Origin of the sequence: Cognatundibacterium squillarum (genome assembly GCF_014652435.1) — a bacterium.
GTDB lineage: Bacteria > Pseudomonadota > Gammaproteobacteria > Burkholderiales > Burkholderiaceae_D > Undibacterium > Undibacterium squillarum.
In genome coordinates this window covers 53,625-69,590 of the sequence record NZ_BMYU01000008.1, presented here as the reverse complement: position 1 = coordinate 69,590, position 15,966 = coordinate 53,625, and the positions used below count along the sequence as shown (strand labels likewise).

The 15,966-nt window shown below is 45.7% G+C and carries 16 protein-coding genes; 13 read left to right on the top strand and 3 right to left on the bottom strand.

Going from position 1 to position 15,966, the window contains the following annotated elements; all coding sequences use genetic code 11:
• Positions 1-21: 21 nt before the first annotated feature.
• From IE092_RS14865 to IE092_RS14855, 3 genes are all read right to left on the bottom strand, one after another.
• Positions 22-618 (bottom strand): peptidylprolyl isomerase, encoded by a 597-nt coding sequence (locus tag IE092_RS14865; RefSeq protein ID WP_229793208.1) that lies wholly within the window; start codon positions 616-618, stop codon positions 22-24.
• A gap of 70 nt (positions 619-688) precedes the next feature.
• Positions 689-1,966: a L,D-transpeptidase family protein gene (locus IE092_RS14860; protein WP_189357990.1), complete on the bottom strand. Its 1,278-nt coding sequence runs from the start codon at positions 1,964-1,966 to the stop codon at positions 689-691.
• A complete protein-coding gene (locus IE092_RS14855; RefSeq protein ID WP_308427139.1) occupies positions 1,966-2,964 on the bottom strand; it encodes a nuclear transport factor 2 family protein in 999 nt (332 codons plus the stop codon). The genes IE092_RS14860 and IE092_RS14855 overlap by 1 nt, the downstream gene beginning before the upstream one ends.
• A gap of 462 nt (positions 2,965-3,426) precedes the next feature.
• Between IE092_RS14855 and IE092_RS14850 the strand changes: the two genes are divergently transcribed.
• The 13 genes from IE092_RS14850 to IE092_RS14790 all read left to right on the top strand — a co-directional run bounded on the left by IE092_RS14850 (position 3,427) and on the right by IE092_RS14790 (position 15,957).
• Entirely contained in the window at positions 3,427-4,401 is a 975-nt protein-coding gene (locus tag IE092_RS14850) for an acetyl-CoA carboxylase carboxyltransferase subunit alpha (RefSeq protein ID WP_189357988.1), read from the top strand.
• Positions 4,398-5,801, top strand: coding sequence for a tRNA lysidine(34) synthetase TilS (tilS, locus tag IE092_RS14845; RefSeq protein WP_189357987.1), 1,404 nt, complete (start codon positions 4,398-4,400; stop codon positions 5,799-5,801). Before IE092_RS14850 ends, tilS begins: the two co-directional genes overlap by 4 nt.
• 31 nt (positions 5,802-5,832) lie before the next feature.
• Positions 5,833-6,531: a DNA polymerase III subunit epsilon gene (dnaQ, locus tag IE092_RS14840; RefSeq protein WP_189358110.1), complete on the top strand. Its 699-nt coding sequence runs from the start codon at positions 5,833-5,835 to the stop codon at positions 6,529-6,531.
• A 463-nt stretch (positions 6,532-6,994) separates the two neighbouring features.
• Positions 6,995-7,312, top strand: a complete 318-nt coding sequence (flhD, locus tag IE092_RS14835) for a flagellar transcriptional regulator FlhD (RefSeq protein ID WP_189357986.1) — start codon at positions 6,995-6,997, stop codon at positions 7,310-7,312.
• A gap of 44 nt (positions 7,313-7,356) precedes the next feature.
• On the top strand, positions 7,357-7,905 hold the full coding sequence (flhC, locus tag IE092_RS14830; protein ID WP_189357985.1) for a flagellar transcriptional regulator FlhC: 549 nt from the start codon (positions 7,357-7,359) through the stop codon (positions 7,903-7,905).
• 22 nt (positions 7,906-7,927) lie between these two features.
• A complete protein-coding gene (locus IE092_RS14825; RefSeq protein WP_189357984.1) occupies positions 7,928-8,704 on the top strand; it encodes a class I SAM-dependent methyltransferase in 777 nt (258 codons plus the stop codon).
• 140 nt (positions 8,705-8,844) lie between these two features.
• Positions 8,845-9,705, top strand: coding sequence for a flagellar motor stator protein MotA (gene motA, locus IE092_RS14820; protein WP_189357983.1), 861 nt, complete (start codon positions 8,845-8,847; stop codon positions 9,703-9,705).
• A gap of 23 nt (positions 9,706-9,728) precedes the next feature.
• The gene (motB, locus tag IE092_RS14815; RefSeq protein WP_189357982.1) at positions 9,729-10,658 is read left to right on the top strand and encodes a flagellar motor protein MotB; all 930 of its coding nucleotides are present in this window, start codon (positions 9,729-9,731) and stop codon (positions 10,656-10,658) included.
• A gap of 46 nt (positions 10,659-10,704) precedes the next feature.
• Positions 10,705-11,253 carry a chemotaxis protein gene (locus IE092_RS14810; RefSeq protein WP_189357981.1) on the top strand — a complete coding sequence of 183 codons (549 nt, stop codon included), beginning with the start codon at positions 10,705-10,707 and terminating at the stop codon, positions 11,251-11,253.
• Between the two features lie 44 nt (positions 11,254-11,297).
• The gene (locus IE092_RS14805) at positions 11,298-11,663 is read left to right on the top strand and encodes a response regulator (RefSeq protein WP_189357980.1); all 366 of its coding nucleotides are present in this window, start codon (positions 11,298-11,300) and stop codon (positions 11,661-11,663) included.
• 43 nt (positions 11,664-11,706) lie between these two features.
• The gene (gene cheA, locus IE092_RS14800) at positions 11,707-13,710 is read left to right on the top strand and encodes a chemotaxis protein CheA (RefSeq protein WP_189357979.1); all 2,004 of its coding nucleotides are present in this window, start codon (positions 11,707-11,709) and stop codon (positions 13,708-13,710) included.
• Between the two features lie 44 nt (positions 13,711-13,754).
• On the top strand, positions 13,755-14,231 hold the full coding sequence (locus IE092_RS14795; RefSeq protein WP_189358109.1) for a chemotaxis protein CheW: 477 nt from the start codon (positions 13,755-13,757) through the stop codon (positions 14,229-14,231).
• Positions 14,232-14,262: 31 nt separating this feature from the next.
• A complete protein-coding gene (locus IE092_RS14790; protein ID WP_189357978.1) occupies positions 14,263-15,957 on the top strand; it encodes a methyl-accepting chemotaxis protein in 1,695 nt (564 codons plus the stop codon).
• Positions 15,958-15,966: the final 9 nt, after the last annotated feature.

The following is a 15,966-nucleotide window of genomic DNA, read 5'->3' as shown; positions in this document are numbered from 1 at the left end:
ACAAAATTTCAAACGAAAGTCTTATTTTATTACAGTCGCCGATTCAATGACGACGTCTTTTTTGGGCACATCCTGCATGCCGCCGGTGCTACCTGTTTCTACAAGCTTAATTTTTTCAACAACGTCCATGCCTTTGATGACACGACCGAATGGCGTGTAACCTGCAGTCGCCATCAGCGCCTGAGCACGTGGCTTGACGATTGGTGTGCCTCGGAACACAAATTCAACCGGATCACCGTCAGGCAGAATCTGGTGGTTCAGAAAATCGTTATCGCGCACATTGATAAAGAATTGCGCAGAGGCAGAATTCGGATCCTGAGTACGCGCCATGGCAATGGTGCCGATATCGTTTTTCAGTCCGGCTTCCAGTGCACGGCGCGCTTCCAGCGGAATCGGTTTTCCAGTCGGTTTTTCCTTCAGTCCTTTGGTATATCCGCCACCCTGAATCATGAAGCCATCAATGACACGATGAAAGAGTGTGCCTTTGTAATGGCCGGAGCGCACATATTTGAGAAAATTCTCGACGGTGACCGGCGCTGCTTCCGGCACCAGCTCAATCACGATTTCACCCATATTGGTTTTCAGCGACACCTTCGGGTGCGGCTGGTCAGCTGCCATTGCCGGAAAAGCACAGGCCAGCATCAGCGTTGCAATAGTGATTCTGCGGGATAATTTCATCCTTTTCTCCTCAGACATTGGTTTCATAAATTATGCGCCATTTGGTTGCTTCTTTTACCCAGTACTGGCGTTTGCGTGTACTCATATGCGAGCGACCGGAGCTCAGTTCCATCGTAAATGTGGTCACCAGCATTTCATCCCGGGACGGGTAACGGAATTGTGTGAGATCTTTTAACCTGACTACCGGACTTGTCCATCCTTCCCATGACGGACGTTGTTTCGCGAACCAGCTGTTCAGGTCTTCGCCCTGTGGTGAGCGGAAATTGCGCGAATAATTCGCAAAAATCCTGTTCGCATTCATGCTTTCCATATCCAGACGCCAGCTTTCCTGAACCTGTGCCAGTTGCGCGCGCTCCTGTCGCAATTTCTCCCGACTGATAAATTCCAGCTGTTCAGCAATTACCACGGGTGTGCGCCCGATTTCAATCTGCGCCGCGATACTTAAAAAGTCCGGGTTGGTCAGCACAACACATCCGTCTGATGCCAGAGGAGGGCGGCTGAAACTGTTGGATGGCATGCCATGCAGCCAGATACCTGAACCGCTGCGACCATTTGCCTTATCCCACTCGTTTGGATAGTTCAGCGGCAAAGCGCCCGGACCATAAAAATCGGGTAACTTACTGCCGGAAAGCCGGCTGGTGATGTAGTACACACCGAGCGGCGTTTTCTGGTCGCCTTCTTTCAGTTTATCGACGCCGAATTTTCCCTGACTGATGTAGTGATCACTGCGTAACTGTAATTGCTGTCCGCCGAGATGATCATACAAATACAATCGGGATTTTTTTGCGTCAATAACAATGACTTGCTTTTGATCGTCTTTTAACTGGATAACTGCTCTTGGTACCTGATCCGGGCCGGGCCGGAACTGAAGGGCTTTCAGGCGTGCAGCAGCCTCGTCGCGCATTTCTTTCAGCTTGTCCGGAGGAACATGCGACATTGCGCCAAACCCGCTCACCTTGCGCGTATGCATCAGCAGCAGATCGCCGCGAATTAGATGTGCAAGCTGGTAATTCGGGTAGGCTGCAAGCAGCGCATCAATCTTTTGTTCGGCAAGATTCAGCTGATTGGCGGACAGCGCCTGAAATGTCTCGATCAGCAACTGATCAGGGTTAACTTGCGGACTTGTCTGAGATGACGATGCATAGTCGGCATTTCGCCGTCCAGCGTGTGCACTACCGTGAAAACCCGACAGAACAGATGAAATCAGTACAGCCGCAATAGCGGAACGACGAAAAAAAACCGGCGCTGGCTTAGCCAGCGCCTTCAGACCGGAAAAATACGAGAACATCAGCCGCCTGCTTTTTCCTGCTTAATCAGCCATTTTCCATCCTGGCGTGTCAGTACCAGTGTTTTACGGGAATTGGCGGTCAGTTTGTCGGAAGTGTAAATCTGACGGAAGCTGACGGATGCACTGCTGCCATCAACAGATACTTTCGCTGCTTCGATTTTGACAGAGATGCGACCTTTACCTTCAATACGACTGCGTCGTTCGTCTGCCCACGATTTGCGGGACTCGCCTTTTGGCGTCTGAAAATCTTTGGCGTAATGATTCAGATAGGATGAAGTATCCTGATTACTCCAGGCTTTTGCCCAGCTCTCAACCGCACGCATCACCTCATCTTCATCTTTATCCGCTGCGACAACTGGTGCAGGTTTCGCCTTTTGCGGTTCGGCGACTTTGACAGGTTCAGGTGTCGCTTTAGCTTTTGCCGCATCGGATGCTTTGGCTGGCTCAGGTTCTGGTTTTACCGGAGCCGGTTTCGGAGCACTTGCCACAGAGGCCGCACTGTTAGCTGCGACTTTCGGATTTGTTCCACCGGTTGTATTTCCCACCAGGTTGCGAACCATAGTCAGCTTCAGCTTGGCTGTCGCATTGTTAGAGTCGAGCTGCAAAGCTTTGTCATACGATTGGCTTGCCAATTTGGCATATACATCACCGAGGTTCTCGTGTGCCGTACCATAAGTAGGATTGGTACGGATCGCCATTTCCAGTGCAGCACGGGCTTTATCATACTGCCCCGCCGCAGCGTAAAGCACCGCCAGATTGTTATAAGGTTCAGGCAGTTCTGGGTAGTCATCTGTCAGCTTGGTAAATACAGCAATTGCTTCGCCGTTTTTGTTCTGCTCGGTCAGAATAAGGCCTTTCAGAAAGCGTAACTGCGCGTCTTTTGGCTTTGAAGCAAGTCCGGCTTCGACACGTTGTAATGCTTCTGCTGTCTGGCCTGTACGAAGCAGGCGACTGATGTCAGTTGCTTCATCAGCAAAACTGAGTCCCGAAACTAACAAGCTGCTGCTTATGGCAGAAAGTAAAATGAGATTCCTGAGTTTCATGCTTGTAGTAGGCTGGCGTTTCATTAATATGGTTATTACTTCACTTAGGAATAAATTGTGCGTTGGAAAGGTGCGGATTACGAATCACAGCATCTTATCAAATAAGTTCTGCAGTCGGTCGTATTTAGGCAGAATCAGTTGGTAATACATCAATTTTGTGCAGTGTCGGCGGTTTATTTGTTGAAAGTGCACCATATGTGCACAGGTTTGAGGATTCGAGGAAGTATTCTAGGCTGGACAGATGCCCTGTTTTTGATATCTAATCTCGTCCGTCAAAAAAGATTTATGGAATTCCATTCCGTCTTTTACCTATTTACTGCCCGGATGAGCGACAATATTTGTTGATCTGCATCGCGGTTCCAACAGAATGGCATGCGATGATGGCAGCAACAACACGTGTAGAGTGAAGGAGTCACGATGACTAAAACGACTTTTCTGAGCTTCGAGCAATCTATTGCTGAACTTGAAACTAAAATCGAAGAACTGCGCTTTGTGCAGGACGATTCAGCGGTAGATATCTCGGAAGAAATCGAGAGGCTGTCGAAAAAAAGTCAGATGCTGACGAAAGATATTTATGCAAAGCTGACCCCCTGGCAGGTTTCCCAGATTTCCCGCCATCCTCAGCGTCCGTATACAATGGATTATGTGAATCAGATTTTCACAGATTTTCATGAGTTGCACGGAGACCGCACTTTCTCCGATGATCAGTCGATTGTTGGCGGTCTTGCCAGATTTAATGGTCAGGCATGTATGGTGATTGGTCACCAGAAAGGCCGGGATACCAAAGAACGGGCAATGCGTAATTTTGGTATGCCGAAACCAGAAGGCTATCGTAAGGCAATGCGCCTGATGAAGCTGGCAGAAAAATTTGGTCTTCCGGTATTTACTTTTGTTGATACCACCGGCGCATGGCCCGGCATTGATGCGGAAGAACGTGGGCAGTCTGAGGCTATCGGCCACAACCTTTATGTGATGGCAGAGCTGAAGGTGCCGCTGATCACCACAATTATCGGTGAGGGTGGTTCTGGCGGTGCGCTGGCGCTGGCGGTTGGCGACGCAGTTTTGATGCTGCAATATGCTACGTATTCTGTTATTTCTCCTGAAGGCTGTGCGTCTATCCTGTGGAAAACGTCTGATCGTGCAGCGGACGCTGCTGAGGCGCTTGGTTTGACGGCGCACCGTTTAAAAGCGCTTGGTCTGATTGATAAGATTATCAACGAACCGCTTGGAGGCGCGCATCGCGATCCTAAGCAAATGTGTGCGCTGGTAAAGCGTGCCTTAGCGGATACCTTGAGACAGTTCCAGGGTGTGAAGACGCGTGATTTGCTGAATGCTCGTCATGAAAAGCTGATGGCATACGGAAAGTTCAAGGAAACTAATACATCGGAATGAATGATGTTGAGTTGACTGCAATGCTGGCGGAGCAATTTCGCCAGCATATGGATGATTACTTGTTGCGTCAGGTATCATCTGATGGCAGTGAATTAAAATTAGCAATAGCATATAGCGGAGGGCTGGATTCAACGGCCCTTTTGCATTTGGCGGCGCACTTCTGTCAGCAAAAAAAAATTCCACTGTTTGCGTTTCACGTCCATCACGGGCTCAGTTCAAATGCGGATGCGTGGCTAGCGCATTGTCAAAGCCAGGCACTTTTATTGAATATTCCATTCAGTTCAAGAAGAATTACCGTCGGCGAATCTCCTGATGGCCTTGAGGCTGCTGCGCGCAAACAGCGCTATACGGCCCTTGCGGATATGGCTACTGAATGTGGTGTCAAAACGCTCCTTTTTGCACACCATCTGGATGATCAGGTTGAGACTATATTTATCCGGATGTTGCGGGGGGCTGGGATTGACGGAGCGGGGGGGATGCGTGCTGATGCGGAATTTCCCATGGCAGACAGAAGCGGGCTGCGTGTATTTCGCCCCTTACTTGATGTGCGCCGCAGTTTGCTGGAGTCATATGTATCTCAATGCGGATGTGAATTTGTCATTGATGAGTCGAATGATGATCCGAAGTTTTTTCGGAATGCATTGCGACACCAGATTATGCCAGTGCTGGAATCAATCCGCCCGGGTTCGCTGGAAGCATTCGCTCGATCCGGCAGCTTGCTACATGCTGCATCAGATTTGCTCGCTGAATATGTCGCAGCGGAATTTTATTCGTGTAAGGTCGGTGATGCCCTGAGCCGAAGTGCGCTCAAGGGTTTGTCGCCATTAAAGCGCATGCAGGTTTTTCGCTTCTGGCTCAAATCGATTTCAGTGCAGATGCCATCTGAAGTTAAACTGTCTGAGATCGTACGTCAGGTCGTCTCAGTTAGTCATGATCAGTCGGTTAGGGTTGCGATAGATAGCGGTTTCATCTTTATCTACCGGGATACCGTATATTTTCAGCGTGACCCGCAAATCAAGGCTGAAAACAGAGCAGCTAGTTGTAGTTTTTATTGGAATTCAGGTCGTGAGATCAGTTTTCCGGAATTTGGCGGGAAACTGGTTTTTGAACATTCGGATTACGGAATACCTGAGAGTGAATTGCTAGATTACTTACTTACTTTGCGCTGGAGACATGGTGGTGAAAGGATGCGAATAGGAGTTAATCGGCCATCCAGATCGCTTAAACATTTGTATCAGGATGCGGGTATTCCTGTGCAAGCGAGATTGCAAATGCCATTACTATCATTTCAGGATCGCATTTTGTTTGCCGCAGGTATTGGGATGAACGCGGAATATTGCTGCAGACACATTGCTGATTCAGGCACACGGATGATTAAAATTGCCTGGATTGAAAATTAGAATACAGATCGAAAAATCAATGAAACCACAGATTCGACAAGTTGTGTTAGACACAGAAACCACGGGCATAAATCCAAGAGATGGAAACCGGATCATCGAGATTGGATGTGTAGAACTTATCGACCGTAAGTTGACCGGTAACAATTATCATCAGTACATCAACCCAGAGCGGGACTCAGAGGAGGGGGCGCTGCAGGTGCATGGTCTGACATCGGAATTTTTGTCTGATAAGCCTAAATTTTCGGAAATATCCAGTGAGTTTATCGAGTACATTCGCGGCGCTGAGGTGGTTATTCATAATGCACCTTTTGATTTGGGATTTTTAAATGCCGAATTTAGCAGGTTAAACCTAGGGTGTTTTGATGATTACATCTCGGGGGTCACTGATACACTCGTACAGGCTAAAGAGTTGCATCCGGGTAAAAGGAATTCTTTGGACGCATTATGTGATCGCTACGGAATTTCAAATTCTCACCGTCAGTTACATGGTGCGTTACTGGATGCTGAACTGCTTGCTGACGTGTTTTTGGCCATGTCGCGAGGGCAGAATAGTCTGATGATGGATGTTGAGGAGGTCGCAGAGGATGTTCGTCAAGTCATTGAAGATGATTCCGCTCCTTTGCCGGAAATTCTTGTCTTATCAGCTTCGAAAGAAGAATTGGATGAGCATAGCAGTGTGTTAAGTGGACTTGATAAGCAAAACAAGCAGCCGTGCTTATGGCGGCAGTGATAGTTGCAGCCTGTGGGAAAAAATCCGCAGTTTGCGGATTTTTTTGTTTTACGCCCTAAAGTTTTGATGATTTAGGTCGTTAAACAAGAGGTAGAGAAAAGAATTTAAAAAAATTTGCATGTAAGCCTAAAGTTTCCAAAAGTGGCGCCGTTAATACATGCAAGAAAAAAATTTTTTTCGGTTCTAGGCCTAAAGTTCTGGATTTTGGTGCCGTTAAAGTTTTAAGGAGTTAAACTGCTTGCCGTGTGGTTGACTCTAAGTGTTTGAATTTAAAGTAATTATCTAGTTCTCTGGAGACTAGGTAGTTGAAAAGCGCTGCATGTAGGATTTTATCCTACGTGTGGCTTTTTGTTTTTCTGGGGTCAAATACGGAAAAGCGCCGATACTCTCAATCTTCTGGCTTGCGCACAATGTGTCTCAACGGCAAAGAAATCCCTTTGAATCCAGATAGGAGGGCTTAAAAATGACACAAAATGACATGATGGCTGAAATTCGCGATGCAAACCTCAGCTACCTGATGCTTGCGCAACAAATGATTCGTGCTGATAAAGCTTCGGCGATTTTTCGTCTTGGTATCAGCAAAGAGATCGCGGATCTCATTGAGGGGCTTAACAACTCTCAGATTCTGAAGCTTGCAGGTTCAAATATGATGCTTGCGCGCTTCCGCTTCGACGATAGTGCAATTCTTTGCATGCTGACAAACTACAACAAAGAACGTTCGCTTGCGCATTCTCATGCAGCTATTTTAATGGCAGCACAACCTGTTGAAGAAATTCAATAATTTGATTACCTGCTGGTAAAACTGGCTAGGTGAAGGAGAATGTGATGGCTGGCAAAAGTGTGGTTAATGAGGCAAATGAAATTCAACTCGCAATTGAATTGGTGAAGCTTGGTGCTCGCCTTCAGTTGCTGGAGTCCGAAACAAATCTCTCAAGAGAGCGCTTACTCAAAATTTATAAAGAGTTGAAAGGGGTTTCTCCTCCGAAGGGGATGCTGCCTTTCTCGTCAGATTGGTTTATGACTTGGCAACCGAATATTCATTCATCGTTATTCATGAATATTCATCGGTATCTTGTCGAACATGCTGGGGTTTTGGGTATAGATGCCATCATAAAAGCTTATAGACTTTATCTTGAGCAGGTTGGTTGTGTTTCTCCGGATGATGCAGTATTGTCATTGACCCGTGCATGGACTCTGGTAAGGTTCTTCGAAGGGAAAATGCTGACTTTTGCAAAATGCTCGGAATGCGGGGGACATTTCGTTGCGCATTCGCTGGATTTGCATAACGAGTATAGGTGCGGCTTGTGTCATGTGCCTTCTCGTGCTGGTAAAACCAAAAAGTCAAAAGAGGGAGAGTTGGCGATGGTTGCTTAATTGATATCCGGAGGATTTTGCGTTGCCTGACAAGAAATCTGTTGGCTTTAGATTCCGTTCAGCGTTAATCGCACTCTTTTTGCAGGTATTGATTGCGCTGGTCATTTTTCTGCCGGCTTTGTATTTTGATATTCGTGGTAAATACTCTCTTGCGCCACTTTATTTGCTTTTTGCTCAGGCTCTACTGAGCGCGTTTGTCGCTTACCTGCTGAAACTTGAGCGCTGGTGGGTGCTGATAAGTTTTTTTGCGCCACTTCTATTCATTGTATCTCTTCATGTTAATACGAATCACTGGCATTATTTGGTGATTTTCGCTCTGTTTTTCGCAATTTACGGGGCAACTTTCCATAGTCGGGTTCCTTATTTCCCTTCACCCGACGTCATTCCTGATCTGCTCGCTTCGCTTCTTCCCGGTGCCCCTTTTAAATTTTTAGACGTGGGTTCGGGGTTCGGTAAGGTACTGCTTCCGTTGGCACGCAGGGCACCTTTTGCAAGTTTCTGCGGCGTGGAACTGGCATTTCTACCCCTTGTTATTTCTCGCGTTCGTGCAAATTTATGTGGGCGACAGAATATTGAATTTGTGCACGGTAATTTTCAGAATATGGATTTCTCTGAATTCGATATCGTCTACACATATTTGTCACCTGTGGTGATGGATGCTGTATGGACGAAAGCGTTGGCAGAAATGCGCCATGGAACATTATTTATCAGTTATGAGTTTAATGTTGATGGAAGAAAGGCAGATTTTGAAATAGAGTGTGTGAGAGAGCGAACATTCTTGTATGTGTGGAAAATGTAGATGCGTCGCATGTTGGGAATTGGAAATATTTTCTGTGCTAGCATCAATTTGTTGCATTTTTTCATGATTCCTATTGATCTGGCTGATATGATTGAAACTAGTGATATGAATAATGCGTTTCTGCAGAGGGAGTTATATCTGTGTTAGTCATCGTTGGCTATTTCGTCGTTGTTGGGTCGGTGTTCGGTGGATTCGTCATGTCTGGCGGGCACCTTGCCGTTTTGTTTCAGCCGCTTGAGTTGCTCATGATTGGCGGTGCTGCAGTCGGCGCATCTTTGGTGGGAAATAATGCTAAAAGTCTGAAGGCTACTTTGAAGGCATTGCCGAGTATTTTTAAGGGGTCAAAATACACAAAAGCACTTTATATGGAGTTGATGACGATGATGTTTGACGTCCTCACTAAAGTGCGTAAAGAAGGCCTGATGTCGATTGAGGGCGATATTGAAAAGCCAGACGATAGTCCATTATTCAGTAAGTACGCATCTGTTGTACATGATCACCATTTAATGGAGTTTGTATGTGACTACCTTCGATTAATGGTTTCAGGCAACATGGATGCATTTCAGATCGAAAATTTGATGGACAACGAGCTGGAAACGCATCACCACGAAGCAGCCGTGCCAGCACATTTCATCGCGAAATTGGGCGATGGTTTGCCTGCATTTGGTATTGTCGCTGCAGTAATGGGGGTAGTTCATACTATGGAGTCCGTCGGCATTCCGCCTGCAGAACTTGGTATTTTGATTGCTCATGCTCTTGTTGGTACGTTCCTCGGCATTTTGCTTGCTTATGGCTTTATTGGCCCGCTTGCGAGTTTGATTGAGCAGCAAAATGAGGAATCTGCAAAAGCATTTCAGTGCACAAAAGTTATCTTGTTGGCAAGTTTAAATGGATATGCTCCGGCACTTGCAGTCGAGTTTGGTCGTAAAGTACTTTATTCAACAGAGCGCCCATCATTCCGAGAGTTGGAAGAGCACATTAAACAGTCTAAATCGAAGTAACGCCTGGGTAAGTGAGAGTTTAAATGGCTAACGAAGAAGTAAGACCGATTATTGTAAAGCGCATAAAAAAGCATGGTGGCGGTCATCACGGTGGTGCATGGAAGATCGCGTATGCGGATTTTGTGACCGCTATGATGGCTTTTTTCTTGCTGATGTGGTTACTTGGTTCGACTGCGAAAGGAAATCTTCAGGGTATAGCAGAGTATTTTCAGACGCCTCTTAAAGTTGCAATGTCCGGCGGTGATGGAAGTGGTGATAGTTCAAGCGTTATAAAAGGTGGTGGTAAAGATTTGAGTATGCGTGAGGGGCAAAACCGTAAAGGCGACATTGAATCTCCCAAGAAGACATATAGTTTGCAAGCTGCGGAAGCGGCACTTGCAAAAGAAGAGTCTGAAAAATTGCAGAAATTAAAAGGGAAAATTGAAAACCTGATTGAGTCCAATCCTGCACTAAAGCAGTATAAAAAACAGCTGCTGCTTGATATTACAACGGAGGGGTTGCGGATTCAAATGGTAGATGAGCAAAATCGGCCAATGTTCGCGCTAGCGCGTGCTGAGTTGCAGCCATATACCCGTGAAATTTTGCATGAAATTGGCAAAGCATTAAATGAGGTTTCGAATAAGATTAGCTTGTCAGGGCATACTGATGCGACCCCATATGGTCTTGGAGAAAAGGGCTACAGTAACTGGGAGCTGTCAGCGGACAGAGCGAACGCATCCAGACGAGAGTTAATTTACGGTGGAATGGATGAGTTAAAGGTCATGCGTGTCGTTGGACTTTCTTCTTCTGTGCTTTTTGATAAAGATGACCCTTTTAATCCAATTAATCGCCGTATCAGCATAATTGTGATGAATAAAAAAACCGAAGAATCTGTAATTAGAGATGGTGGTTCAGTCGAAGTAGTCAGTCAAGCAGATTCGGGCGCAGGTGTCTCCGTAAAATCGGAGAAATAGCACTGTCGATCAGTAATATTATTAATTTCGGACAGGATGCTCAGAGATGTCAGAAAAAAAATTAATTGGATCTCAGGTAAAACAGCTGCTTTCAGGAGTTTCTGATCATGGGCGTACGCATTTGCTTGAGGTGGAGACAGATCTGGCTCAGACCGCATTGTTGCTCGGTGAGGCAATTGAAAAGCTCGGCGTTAGTTTTATGGCGATGCACGAAGCGGTGCTTAATGAGCAGCAGGAAATTGACGTGCTAATTAACGAAGGTAATGTACCTCCTGAAAGCATAGAGAAAATCCGCGAGATTCAGAAAGTGATTGGGCAGCACGTAAATGCGGCCGTTACTAGTCTTCAGTTTCAGGATCTAACTAGTCAGCTGATTTCCCGCACAATTCAGCGATGCGAGGGGTTAAGAGAGGTGTTGAATTTGCTTGGAGCTGAGAATATTCAGTCCACAAATGAGGATGTTAACGAAAATATTGAGCAAATTCTGCTAAATGCAATTGCAAGGCTGGAAAAGCAAAGTAACGATCTTCAGGCTGTATTGCGTAAAGCCGTACACCAGAAGCATTTGGATAGCGGTGATATTGAGCTTTTTTGACGGAATTCCGGGCGTTTGCCTTATATAAAGTAGATGGAGTAGATATGGCCAAGACAATTTTAGCTGTGGACGATTCTGGTTCCCTGAGACAAATGGTCGCATTCAGTTTAAAAGCGGCAGGCTATCAGGTTATTGAGGCCGTGGATGGGCAAGATGGTTTGGAAAAAGCCCGCAATCAAGTTGTAGATCTTGTGTTGACTGACCAGAATATGCCGCGGATGGATGGGTTGACCCTTATCAAATCATTGCGTGGCCTATCAACGTATCAGCGTGTCCCAATCTTAATGCTGACAACGGAATCTAGTGATGAGATGAAGTCAAAAGGGCGGGCTGCAGGCGCTAATGGCTGGTTGGTAAAGCCATTTGACCCGCAGAAGTTAACTGAAGTGGTAAAAAAGGTAATTGGCTAAATTAGCCCTTTTCCGATGAAATTGCTGAAAGCGGAGTTCGATAATGACAATTGACATGAGTCAGTTTTTCCTCGTTTTTTTTGATGAAGCCGAAGAATTGCTGGCTGAGATGGAAAAATTGTTGCTGGAAGTTGACGTTTCCACTCCTGATCCTGAAGATTTAAATGCGATTTTTAGAACAGCGCATTCAATAAAAGGAGGTTCATCGACTTTTGGACTGAATGACATGACAGATGTCACTCATGTACTAGAGTCATTGCTGGATAAGATTCGTAAGGGTGAAATGGCGTTGACTTCTGAGCACGTCGATGCTTTCCTTGCAGCAAAAGATGTTTTAAAGATGCAATTGGATGGTCACAGGAATGGCGGTGCAGTTGACCAAGATGCGGTTGGTGACGTCAGGATGTTACTGCAGTCTTTTTCTTTCGATCCACCACCGCCCCCACCGCTGGTGGTAGAAGATTTGCATGTTGATACTGATTTTAAATCTGCATTCAGGATCGAAATGCCGAAAGTAAATCAGGGGGATACCGAGGCTTTGATTGCAGAACTTGGTTTGTTGGGGGCGATATCAAGAGAGCCTGATACGGAGGATTCAGTAATTCTGCATCTTAAGACCAATGAATCTGTAGACGATATTGTTTCAATTTGTTCATTTATTCTCAATCCGGACGCATTAAAAATTTCAGAAGAGCGGGATTTACTGGTTAATTCTAAAGAACTGTCCGAAGATGAGCTCGGATATGGTTTCTTTGAGCCTTTGGATCAAATGTTTCCCCCGCTTGATGAGAGTGTTACTGACATATTGGAAAATTCGGTAGAGGTTGCTCAAGAGAAAAAGCCTGCGGTGAAAAGAGAATTTGAAAAACCGCAAGCAAGCTCTGAGTCTTCTACGATTCGCGTTGGTATTGAGAAAGTAGATCAATTAATAAATTTGATTGGTGAGCTTGTAATTACCCAGGCAATGATAGAACAACGTACACAACATCTTGATCCAATAGTCAATGAACGGTTGTTGAGCAGCATTGCACATTTGTCTCGAAATACAAGAGATTTGCAGGAAGCCGTTATGTCAATTCGTATGATGCCGATGGATTACGTATTTTCCAGATTTCCGCGAATGGTTCGGGATTTGGCAAATAAGCTTGGCAAACGAGTTGAGTTTGTGACCTATGGAGCTTCGACGGAATTGGACAAAGGGTTAATCGAACGAATTGTTGATCCCCTGACCCATCTTGTTCGAAATAGCATTGACCATGGTATAGAAATTCCCGCGATACGTAGTTCTTCAGGAAAGAGCGAAACAGGTCGCCTGTCTCTTTCAGCGGTTCACCAGGGCGGGAATATTGTCATAGAAGTTTCTGATGACGGTGGTGGATTGAACAGGGAAAGGATTCTTACTAAAGCTCGCGAAAACGGACTCAATGCACACGATTCAATGTCCGATTCTGATGTGTGGCAGTTGATTTTTGCACCCGGATTTTCAACCGCGGAAGTGGTTACTGACGTCTCCGGACGTGGGGTTGGCATGGACGTTGTTAAAAGAAATATTACCGCAATGGGTGGGGTTGTTGACATTCGATCTGCAAAAGGATTTGGGACCACTATTACGATTTCTTTGCCTCTCACGTTAGCAATTCTTGACGGTATGTCCCTTAAGCTTGGCGAAGAGATTTATATTTTACCGCTGAATTATGTGGTTGAGTCACTTCAGCCGTCAATGGACGATGTAAAAGACATCAATGGTAAGAGTCAGGTAGTAAAAGTCCGTGATGAGTATTTACCCTTAATTCCTCTGTACCGAATTTTTGATTTGGTTCCGATTCACAGTCTGCCGTCTGAAGGGATTGTTGTTATCGTCGAGGTTGATGGTAAAAAAGCAGCACTGTTTGTCGATGATCTGGTTGGGCAGCAACAGGTAGTGGTTAAAAATATTGAGTCAAATTATAAAAAAGTACCCTGTATTTCCGGAGCAACGATTTTAGGTGATGGGGGTGTTGCTCTGATTCTCGACGTTCCGGCGATCACTCGGGCAAGTGCAAATTAACAGGCAATCTCATCATGAGTACAGTAATAGCGGAAAGCTCTGAAATGCAAAGCATGCATGGCATTGAAGATGCCACGACACATGAGTATCTTGCCTTCACTCTTGGGAGTGAAGAGTATGGCATCGACATCCTTAAAGTTCAGGAAATTCGTGGCTACGAAGCAGTGACCAGAATTGCAAATGCACCTGCTTTTATGAAGGGAGTGATTAATCTGCGCGGGATCATTGTGCCGGTTGTGGATATGCGGATTAAGTTTGCTTTAGGCGATGTCGTATACGATCAATTTACCGTTGTTATTATATTAAATATTTCGGGGCGCATTGTTGGAATGGTTGTAGACAGTGTTTCGGACGTGACCACACTGAATAGTGGTCAGATTCGTCCGGCTCCTGAGATGGGTACTACGTTCAGTACAGATTTTTTGATTGGATTGGGGACGTTTGACGAGCGCATGCTGATTCTTGTTGATATCGATCGATTGATGCTTAGCCCTGAAATGGGATTGATAGAAAACTCCTGATAATACTATTCAAAAGGAACTGGAGGAGATAATGAACTTGCGTACATTAAAAATTGGAAAAAGACTGACCCTGGCATTTGGGTTAATTCTTGTAGGTATTTCAATCCTGATGTTGTTTATAAATGCTATGAATGCTTCGACTAGGAAAGCGGTCAGTGAGTCACTAAGTGTTGGTAGTCAGAAGCAGATGCTGGCAAATCAGTTGAAGTCCTCTCTTTATGAGTCGGGGATCGCGATGCGTAACATTGGAATTCAATCTGACGTGTCGGACATGCAAAAAGAAGAAGAAAAAGTTAAAAGTCAGCGCAGGATCTATGAAGAAGCGAAAGCACAACTGGTAGCGTTGGGTCTTAGTGATCAGGAAAATCAGATTCTGGCAGAAGTTGCAAGAATTGATAAAGAAATGGCGCAGCCGTTCAAGGATGCTATTGGGCAAGCAATGGCATTTAACGCAGAAGGGTCGGTAAAAGTAATTTCCAGTGTACTTGAGCCGTTAAGTAAAAAATCTATTCAGGAAATTAATAAATTAGTTGATTTGCAGACAGAGGCTTCAAAGGCGATTTTCGAAGATGCTGAACGTAAAGGAAGTAAGCTTGGTTATGTTTTGTATATCTCTTTGGTCGTCGCGATTATCGTCGGCGGTCTGTTCGCGCTGATTATTACGAAAAGTATTGTTAATCCGTTACACGAGGCCGTTGTGCTTGCAGAAACCGTAGCCTCCGGTGATTTGCGAAGTAAGGTTGTGGTTAATGGAGATGATGAGGTGGCTCGGTTACTGTCAGCTCTGAAAGACATGAATGACAAACTTGCGGAGACTGTCGGACAAGTCAGAATCGGTACGGAATTAATTACGGTTGCCGCAAAAGAGATATCAATAGGTAATGCGGACCTGTCGGGTCGTACAGAGTCTCAGGCAAGCTCTCTGGAGGAGACCGCCAGCTCGATGGAAGAACTGACAAGCACCGTCCGGCAAAACGCAGATAACGCTCGCCAAGCTAACCAGCTTGTCGTTTCCGCAACTAACGTGGCGACAAAAGGAGGCGCAGTTGTCAATGAAGTTGTTAAAACGATGGGTTCGATAAAAGAAAGCTCACGCAAAGTAGTCGACATCATTGGTGTTATAGATGGAATTGCTTTTCAAACAAATATTCTTGCACTGAACGCAGCAGTTGAGGCCGCTCGCGCAGGTGAGCAGGGGCGTGGTTTTGCGGTGGTTGCGGCTGAAGTACGTAGTCTTGCGCAACGTAGTGCCAGTGCTGCGAAGGAAATTAAGTCACTGATTAGCGATTCTGTCGGAAAAGTTGATGAGGGCAGTAAGCTTGTTGATGAAGCCGGACAGACAATGGATGAAATTGTGACCAGTGTTCAGCATGTTGCTGACATCATGAGCGAAATTTCGGCAGCAAGTCAGGAGCAGAGCGCGGGTATCGAGCAAGTGAATCTTGCAATCGCTCAAATGGATGAAATGACACAGCAAAATGCTGCGTTGGTTGAGGAGGCCGCCGCCGCCGCAGAAAGTCTTGAAGAGCAAGCTCAGACGTTGGTTCAGGCCGTCAGTGTTTTCAAAGTGATGAATGATCAATTTAAAGCGGAGCCTAAGCCTCCGGTGAGACCAGATGCTACAAAACGAAGTGCGCCTAAACCTGCTCTTGTGCATCAGGCTAAGCAAAGGAACGTTGTTTCAGGTGTGAAAGACAACGATGATGGCTCTTGGGAAGAGTTTTGACTAAAAATC